This window comes from Castellaniella sp. (genome assembly GCF_049673105.1).
GTDB lineage: Bacteria > Pseudomonadota > Gammaproteobacteria > Burkholderiales > Burkholderiaceae_B > Castellaniella.
Genome location: NZ_JBATXG010000009.1, coordinates 1 through 7,649 on the forward strand (window position 1 = coordinate 1; position 7,649 = coordinate 7,649).

The 7,649-nt window shown below is 63.0% G+C and carries 9 protein-coding genes; 1 reads left to right on the top strand and 8 read right to left on the bottom strand.

The window, feature by feature from the left end; all coding sequences use genetic code 11:
- Nucleotides 1-19: 19 nt before the first annotated feature.
- On the top strand, nucleotides 20-1,153 hold the full coding sequence (gene mltB / locus WBF69_RS03460; RefSeq protein WP_424261275.1) for a lytic murein transglycosylase B: 1,134 nt from the start codon (nucleotides 20-22) through the stop codon (nucleotides 1,151-1,153).
- 26 nt (nucleotides 1,154-1,179) lie between these two features.
- Here the strand turns inward: mltB and cysM are convergent, their stop codons facing one another.
- The 8 genes from cysM to WBF69_RS03500 form a co-directional block, all read right to left on the bottom strand.
- Nucleotides 1,180-2,085, bottom strand: coding sequence for a cysteine synthase CysM (gene cysM, locus WBF69_RS03465; RefSeq protein ID WP_424261262.1), 906 nt, complete (start codon nucleotides 2,083-2,085; stop codon nucleotides 1,180-1,182).
- Nucleotides 2,086-2,193: 108 nt separating this feature from the next.
- Nucleotides 2,194-2,682: a ComEA family DNA-binding protein gene (locus tag WBF69_RS03470; RefSeq protein WP_424261264.1), complete on the bottom strand. Its 489-nt coding sequence runs from the start codon at nucleotides 2,680-2,682 to the stop codon at nucleotides 2,194-2,196.
- Nucleotides 2,683-2,811: 129 nt separating this feature from the next.
- The gene (rfaD, locus tag WBF69_RS03475) at nucleotides 2,812-3,816 is read right to left on the bottom strand and encodes an ADP-glyceromanno-heptose 6-epimerase (protein WP_424261266.1); all 1,005 of its coding nucleotides are present in this window, start codon (nucleotides 3,814-3,816) and stop codon (nucleotides 2,812-2,814) included.
- Nucleotides 3,813-4,748 (bottom strand): D-glycero-beta-D-manno-heptose-7-phosphate kinase, encoded by a 936-nt coding sequence (rfaE1, locus tag WBF69_RS03480; RefSeq protein WP_424261268.1) that lies wholly within the window; start codon nucleotides 4,746-4,748, stop codon nucleotides 3,813-3,815. Before rfaE1 ends, rfaD begins: the two co-directional genes overlap by 4 nt.
- The gene (lapB, locus tag WBF69_RS03485) at nucleotides 4,745-5,953 is read right to left on the bottom strand and encodes a lipopolysaccharide assembly protein LapB (protein WP_424261269.1); all 1,209 of its coding nucleotides are present in this window, start codon (nucleotides 5,951-5,953) and stop codon (nucleotides 4,745-4,747) included. Before lapB ends, rfaE1 begins: the two co-directional genes overlap by 4 nt.
- 10 nt (nucleotides 5,954-5,963) lie before the next feature.
- The gene (locus WBF69_RS03490; protein WP_424261271.1) at nucleotides 5,964-6,287 is read right to left on the bottom strand and encodes a LapA family protein; all 324 of its coding nucleotides are present in this window, start codon (nucleotides 6,285-6,287) and stop codon (nucleotides 5,964-5,966) included.
- Nucleotides 6,288-6,436: 149 nt separating this feature from the next.
- A complete protein-coding gene (locus tag WBF69_RS03495) occupies nucleotides 6,437-6,787 on the bottom strand; it encodes an integration host factor subunit beta (RefSeq protein WP_424261277.1) in 351 nt (116 codons plus the stop codon).
- Between the two features lie 8 nt (nucleotides 6,788-6,795).
- Nucleotides 6,796-7,649, bottom strand: an 854-nt coding sequence (locus WBF69_RS03500) for a S1 RNA-binding domain-containing protein (RefSeq protein WP_424261273.1), incomplete at its 5' end; no start/stop codon positions are given.

Below are 7,649 nucleotides of genomic sequence, written 5' to 3' on the forward strand. Positions count from 1 at the left end.
GTTCAGACCAACCCGTATTTTGCAAGTTGCCGTAGCGTCGCTATTCTTATCCGGTTGCGCCAGCAGCAGTCACAGTCCTCAGACAGCGGATACCAGCAGCACCACAAATCAAACGATCGTTTCAAACGATCGTATTAATTCTAGCAGAAGCGGAAATACACGCCAAGCATCCTTGGCACCGGGCGATTTCATCGGCTCAGACGGGCAGCTATTGCCCGACATCCAGTCTTTTGCCCGGCAGACAGCGCAGGAACAGAACATCCCGCTGTCCGACGTGGAAGCGCTGCTACGCACGGCGCGATACAACGCCGCTGCCGTTCGCCTGATGACCCCGCCCGCCAACCGCACCCGCATCCGGCGCGCCTGGCTCAGTTACCGGCAGCGCCACGTGGATCCCATCCGCATCCGCCGGGGCGCGGCCTTCTGGCAGGCCCACCGCAGCACTCTGGATCAGGTCAGCGCCCGCACAGGCGTACCGGCTTCGATCATTGTCGCCATCATCGGCATTGAGACCGTGTATGGTCAATTCACCGGCGACCATCGCGTCCTGGACACGCTGACCACGCTGGGCTTTCGCTATCCCGATGCGTCCCGTCCGGAACGCCAGGCCATGTTCCGCGCACAACTGGCCGACCTGCTGATACTGGATCACCAGGGGGCGCTGGACGCCTACACGGTCGAAGGTTCGTTCGCCGGCGCGATGGGGCTGCCGCAATTCATGCCCGGCAGCCTGATGCGCTATGCCGTCGATGGCAATGGAGATGGCCGGGTGGATCTGGCCGGCAACGTGGATGACGCCATCGCGTCGGTCGGCAATTTCCTGAAAGAACACGGATGGGTGCGCGATGTGCCGGCCTTTGCGCCGGTGCGTCTGCCGGCAGACGCCGCCAGGCTGGTGCAGGACGGCCTGACACCCACCAGCGATTGGCCGCGCCTGAAGGCCGCTGGCGCGCAGGCTCTGCCCGGTCGCGATACGCACTGGCAGTCCCAGCCGCTGGGGGTCATCGACCTGCAAGACGAGATCCGGGACACGCACGACTACCGCTGCGCCACACCGAATTTCTTTGCCATCACCCACTACAACCGCAGTTACTTTTACGCGGCGTCCGTGATCGAACTGGCCGGCGAAATCACCAACCGCATGGGGCCATGACGACTGGGCACGCCGGTCATGCGTGCTTAGCCAAACACCCCGGTGGACAGATACCGATCCCCCCGGTCGCAGACGATGAAGACAATCGTCGCATCCCGCACCGTGGCGGCTACTCGTAGGGCGGCGACAGCCGCCCCCGCCGACGAGATGCCGCCAAAAATGCCTTCCTCGGCGGCCAGACGCCGGGCCATGGATTCCGCCTGATCCTGAGTAATCGGTTCGAAGGCGTTGATGTCCTCTGGGTGATAGATGCTGGGCTGATACGCTTCCGGCCATTTGCGGATGCCGGGAATATGAGCGCCATCGGCAGGCTGCGCCCCGATGACCTGGATCGCCGGATTGCGGGATCGCAGATAGCTGCCCACCCCCATGATGGTGCCCGTCGTACCCATGGCGCTGACGAAGTGCGTCACCTGGCCGTCGGTCTGTTCCCAGATTTCCGGGCCGGTGGTTTCGCGGTGCGCCCGGGGATTGTCTTCGTTGGAAAATTGATCCAGCACGACGCCTTGACCCGCCGCCTGCATGCGCAAGGCTTCATCGCGGGCGTATTCCATGCCGCCCTGGTCTGCCGGCGTCAGGATCAGCTTGGCCCCGTAGGCCGTCATGGCCGCGCAGCGTTCCTGGGACGAGTTATCCGGCATCAGCAGAATCATGCGGTAACCGCGCACCGCCGCCGCCATCGCCAGGGCGATGCCGGTATTGCCGCTCGTGGCTTCGATCAGGGTATCGCCGGGACGGATATCGCCGCGCAGTTCCGCCTGGCGGATCATGCTGAGCGCGGCGCGGTCCTTGACCGATCCTGCGGGGTTGTTGCCTTCGAGCTTTGCCAGGACGATATTGCCGCGAGACTCGCCGGCATCCCCCGGCAGGCGCTGCAAACGCACCAAAGGAGTGGAGCCGACGATATCTTCGATGGTGGGGTAGATTTTCATGCCGAAATGATACACCCGCACCGGCAGCGCCAGCGGTGTATGCGGCCATGGGGAATAAGCTTATGCCCGCCCGGACGAATGGTCAGATGGCAGCCTGAGGGCGGCGGCTCAGCGCTTGGACGCAGACGTCTGGCTACCGACAGGCGCCCCGGCTGATGCGGCCTTTGCGCCAGGAAGGATACCCCCCACCGCCTGCGCAGCCGCTGCCCCCTGCCCTGACAGCCGGGTCCCTCCGCCATCGATGGTCAGGCCGGCTGACTGCAAGGCCTGAGCGCGACGCGGACCGATGCCGCGCACGCGATCCGACAGATCGGCAAAGGACAGATAACGCCCGCCTCGGGTGCGTTCGTCCAGAATAATCTGCGCCGTCTTGGGCCCGATGCCGCGAATGCCGCGCAACTGATCCAATGTGGCGGTATTCAGATCCACGGCGCCGGCGGCCCCCGCCCAGGTCAGCGCCGCCAGACCGGCGGCCCGCAACACTCGCGCGACACGCGGTGCGGACGGCAAGTGCGTCCGATGCCGCTGGACAGGCAAGGCGACGGCTCTGGCGACAGGCAAAGGCTGAGCAACAGTGCTATGCAAAAAGGGGTTCATGGCAGACTCCTGTGAAGAGAAGGATGTCCGGCCATGATGCCGCAGGCATGCGCCCAGAAGAGGCAGGTGTGATCGGCTTTGTCATACCCCAAAAGCCCTACCGGAGCGGCGGAAACGCCGGCCCGCCGATCACCGGATATGCAGTTGGCCCCCATCCAGCAGCCGCTGCGCATAATCGCTGACCCCGGCTTGCACATCGCGGAAGGGATGCGCATAACCAGCAGCCCGCAACTGGGACAGATCCGCCTGGGTATGGCTTTGGTACCGGCCTTTCAGATCATCCGGGAACGCCACGTAACGCAGCTGACCCGCACCGACCAGCTCTTCCAGCGGCAAGGCCAGTTGCCCCTGGTGCACCCGCAAGCTATTGACGACCGTCTGCGCCACATCGTTGAAAGGTTGGGCGCGCCCAGTGCCGCAATTGAAAATACCGGAGACTTCCGGGTGATCCAGGAAGTGCAGATTGACCTTGACCACGTCATCGACATAGATGAAATCGCGCTGCTGCCCGCCATCCGGATAGCCATCCCAGCCGCCAAACAGGCGCACATGGCCTTGTTCGACATACTGGTTCATGTTGTGGAAGGCCACCGACGCCATGCGGCCCTTGTGCTGTTCGCGCGGGCCATAGACATTGAAATAGCGCAGCCCCACGACCTGGGCCGTCAGCCTGTCCATGCGCCGACGCAGCACCTGATCGAACAACAGTTTGGAATAGCCGTAGACGTTCAGCGGGGATTCGTGGGCCGGGTCTTCGACATACCGCGGACCGGCGCCATACACGGCGGCGGAAGAAGCATACAGAAACGGGACCTCGCGGGTCTGGCAGTACTCGAACAATTCCAGCGTCACGCGGAAATTGTTGTCCATCATGAACTGGCCGTTGCGTTCAGTCGTATCCGAGCAGGCGCCCTGATGGAACACGGCGTCCGGACGCGGCAGTTCGCCACTGAGCACCCGGCGGCGGAATTCGTCCTTGTGCAGATAATCGGCAATGCGCAGATCGACCAGATTGCGAAATTTATCGCCATCCGTCAGATCATCCACGGCCAGAATGTTATCCAGCCCTCGTGCGTTCAGGCCACGCACCAAATTGCTGCCGATGAAGCCTGCTGCGCCAGTTACCACGATCATGATGACAATTCCTCTGCGGTCACGATGGACGTGCCCAATTTACCCACAACGATGCCCCCGGCCCGATTGGACCAGGCCATGGCGTCGTACCAGCTCAGTCCCGCCGCCCGCATGACCGCCAAGGTGGCCAACACGGTATCGCCCGCGCCGGAGACATCGAAGACTTCGTGAGCCTGGGCATCTACATGTTCGCGCCCTGCCTCGGTATACAGCGTCATGCCCTGCTCGGAGCGCGTGATCAGCAGCGCTTCCAGCGCCAATTCCCGACGCAAGGCCTGCGCCCTCGTCGTCAGATCGTCTTCGGATTCCCAGCGACCGACGGCATCCTGCATTTCGCTGCGATTGGGCGTGACCAGCGTGGCTCCCCGGTAGCGGGCATAGCGATGGCCTTTGGGGTCGACCAGCACCGGCACACCGGCGTCCAGGGCGACGCGGATCAGGGCTTCTACCCGACCCAGGGCGCCCTTGGCGTAATCCGACAACACCAGCAGATCGTAATCCGCCAGATGGGCTTTCAGGCCGGCTTCCAGGGCATCCAGAGCCTGCGCGCCAGGCCCTTGTTCGAAATCCACGCGCAGCAGCTGCTGCTGGCGCCCCAGAACACGCATTTTCAAGGTGGTGTCCATGCCGCCGGCATCTTCGATCAGACAATCCCGGATGCCGGCCTGCTGAATCAGCGTCCGCACGCAGGCGCCTGCCTCGTCAGCGCCGACAATGCCCAACAAGCCCACCTGAGACCCCAGCGCCGCGATGTTGCGGGCCACGTTGGCGGCGCCCCCCAGACGGTCCTCGCGCCGCGCGACGCGCACGACCGGCACGGGCGCTTCGGGGGAAATGCGCTCGACCTCGCCGAACCAGTAGCGGTCCAGCATGATGTCGCCCGCGACCAGTATCCGGGTTGCGCGAGCAGCCGACAAAGGAAATGCACTCAACGAATTTCCTCCAGGCGGCGAGGCCGGTAGGTTTCCCAGGCATTGCATCCGGGGCACTGCCAGTAATAGCGACGCGCCTCGAAGCCGCACTGGCTGCAGGCATAACGGTCCAGCCGCTGGGTATGTTTATGAATCAGGCTGCGCAGCAGGCCCAGATCGGCGCCGGGCACCAGACGATTGTCTGCGGCTTCGCCTTCCTGGGAGAGCTCGACTTCGAGCAGGCGGTCCAGACCCAGTAAAGACGGATGCGCCCGTAGCGCCTCGCGGGCAAACGCCCAGGCAGGTTCGGCGCCGGCCTGCACGCGCAAGGCGCGGAAAATCACATTAAACAGATCCAGAGTCGGCACACGGGCATATTGCGCCTGCAGCAGGGCCAGGCCTTCATCCCCCCGCCCCAATGTGTCGTAGCACGCCAGCAGAGGGCCGGCCACCAGCCCGGCATAATCCGGCGCGGCGCTCAGCACATCTTGCAGGTATATCCGCTGGGATTCCAGGTCGCCGCGCCGCGCCGACCACTGCGCGCGCAGCAGCCGCACCCGGGCTTCGGATGCCGGCGTCGCGCCGTTCTGCTGTGCGGCATGGTCGGCGGCATCCAGCGCCTGGGCGGCAGCGTCGAAATCGACGGGATCGGCTTCCAGCAAGGCCTGCGCCTGTTCGCAATGGTAGTGGGCCAGCTGCGGAACAGGCTCTTCTACGCGGCTGCGCAACTGCTGAACCGCATCGATGGCCCGCGACCAATCATGTTCGGATTCATAGATGCGGACCAGGGCGCGGATGGCCTCCTGGGCATGCCGGGTATGAATAATGGCCTGAAAGCTCTGTTCGGCGCGATCCAGCAAGCCGGCCTTGAGAAAGTCCTGAGCCAATTCCAGTTGGGCATTTTCCCGATCCGGCAAAGGCAGGTCTTCCCGCGACAGCAGGCTCTGGTGCACGCGGATGGCGCGTTCGATCTCTCCGCGGCGCCGAAACAGACTGCCCAGCGCGAAGTGCAGTTCGGTCGTTTCGGGGTCTAGCTTGGCCACCTCGACAAAGGCGTCAATCGCGCGATCCGGCTCTTCGTTGAGCAGGAAATTCAGGCCCTTGAAATAGGAATCGGGCAAGGCGCGCGTTTCCGACAGCATTTGCCGGAAGTCGAATCGGGCCGCCAGCCACCCCAGCCCGAACAGGACCGGAACAATGATCAGCCACCAGGGTTCAAAATCCACGATTACCCCATCAGAGTGGCGCCAGGGGCGCCACGGTTTCCGGAATCAACGGCCCCGATCCGGTCTGCGGATGAGCCAAAGCATCCTGCGCCCGCGAGAGCTCGCGCCGCAAGCGATTGATTTCGCGGCGCCGGCGCAAGACGGCGGAAAAGGCCACCAGCAAACCAAAGGCGACGCCCAGGACGAAGGCAACCAGCATCACGACGATCAAAGGCACCTGATGCAGCACCCGGTCGGAGAAAAACCCAACGTCCACCGGCGCAGTGTTCTTCAAGGCAAACAACAGCACGATGATGAAAATGACCAAGCGCAACAACCAGACCAGATAGCGCATATGCCAAGCTCCTTGAAAGGGAATCCTGCCATTATAAATGGCATATGAACCGCCACACGCCGTGCCGGCTGGCATCTGCCGGACGGCAACGGCGCGGACGGAAACAAAAAACGGCCCGAAGGCCGTTTTGAACGCATCCAGTCACGGATTCATTCATTGATGTAATGCATCTGATACAAGTCGGCTGCGGTGGCAGGTTCTTCGGAGAGGCCGTCATCCGGCCCCCGATCCACGCGCTCGCGCAATTCTTTACCAGGCTTGAAGTGCGGCACCAGTTTTGCCGGCACCAACACTTTTTCGCCTGATTTCGGATTACGCCCGACACGCGGCTGGCGCTGCGACAGCGAAAAGCTGCCGAAGCCGCGAATTTCGATGCGCTGACCTTGGGCCAGCGCATCGGCCATCGCGTCCAGAACCGTTTTGACCGCCAAGTCCATGTCACGGACCGCCAACTGAGGGTAGCGGCCCGCCAACACGGTAATAAGCTCGGACTTGGTCAGGCCAGGCATCAGTTATCGCGCTGCTGGTCGAGCTTTGCCTTCAGCAGGGCGCCCAGGTTGGTGGTGCCCGACGATGCGCTGGCTTCGGTCATGCGCTGGATGGTCTCGGCGGTTTCCGCATTGTCGCGGGCCTTGATCGACAACTGGATCGAACGCACCTTGCGGTCGACGTTGATGATCATGGTTTCGACCTGATCGCCGGCATGCAGCACCGTGGTGGCGTCTTCGACGCGGCCCGCGGAGATTTCAGAAGCACGCAGATAGCCTTCGACGTCCACGGACAAGGTCACGACCGCACCCTTGGGTTCGACGGACTTGATCGTGCCGGTCAGCACGGCGCCCTTGTCGTAGGTGGCCACGAAGTTGTTGAACGGATCGCCTTCGAGCTGTTTGACGCCCAGGGAGATGCGTTCCTTGTCGGTGTCGATACCCAGAACCACGGCGTCGATCTCGTCGCCCTTCTTGAAGTTGCGCACGGCTTCTTCGCCGGTTTCCGCCCAAGAGATATCGGACAGATGCACCAGACCATCGATGCCGCCGGGCAGGCCGACAAACACGCCGAAGTCGGTGATGGACTTGATCGCACCGTGAACCTTGTCGCCACGCTTGAAGTTGGAGGCAAAGTCTTCCCAGGGATTCGGGCGGCACTGCTTCATGCCCAGCGAGAGGCGGCGGCGGTCTTCGTCGATTTCCAGAACCATGACTTCGACTTCTTCGCCCAGGGTCACGACCTTGCGCGGATCGACGTTCTTGTTGGTCCAGTCCATTTCGGAGACGTGCACCAGGCCTTCGATACCGGCTTCGACTTCAACAAACGAGCCGTAGTCGGTCAGGTTGGTGACCTTGCCGAACAGGCGGGTGC

What these genes read in the sequence shown, in the direction of transcription:
- cysM (WP_424261262.1), bottom strand. Translation starts at nt 2,085, where the DNA reads ATGAAAATCTACCCCACCATCGAAGATATCGTCGGCTCCACTCCTTTG.
- WBF69_RS03470 (WP_424261264.1), bottom strand. Translation starts at nt 2,682, where the DNA reads ATGAACCCCTTTTTGCATAGCACTGTTGCTCAGCCTTTGCCTGTCGCC.
- rfaD (WP_424261266.1), bottom strand. Translation starts at nt 3,816, where the DNA reads ATGATCGTGGTAACTGGCGCAGCAGGCTTCATCGGCAGCAATTTGGTG.
- WBF69_RS03490 (WP_424261271.1), bottom strand. Translation starts at nt 6,287, where the DNA reads ATGCGCTATCTGGTCTGGTTGTTGCGCTTGGTCATTTTCATCATCGTG.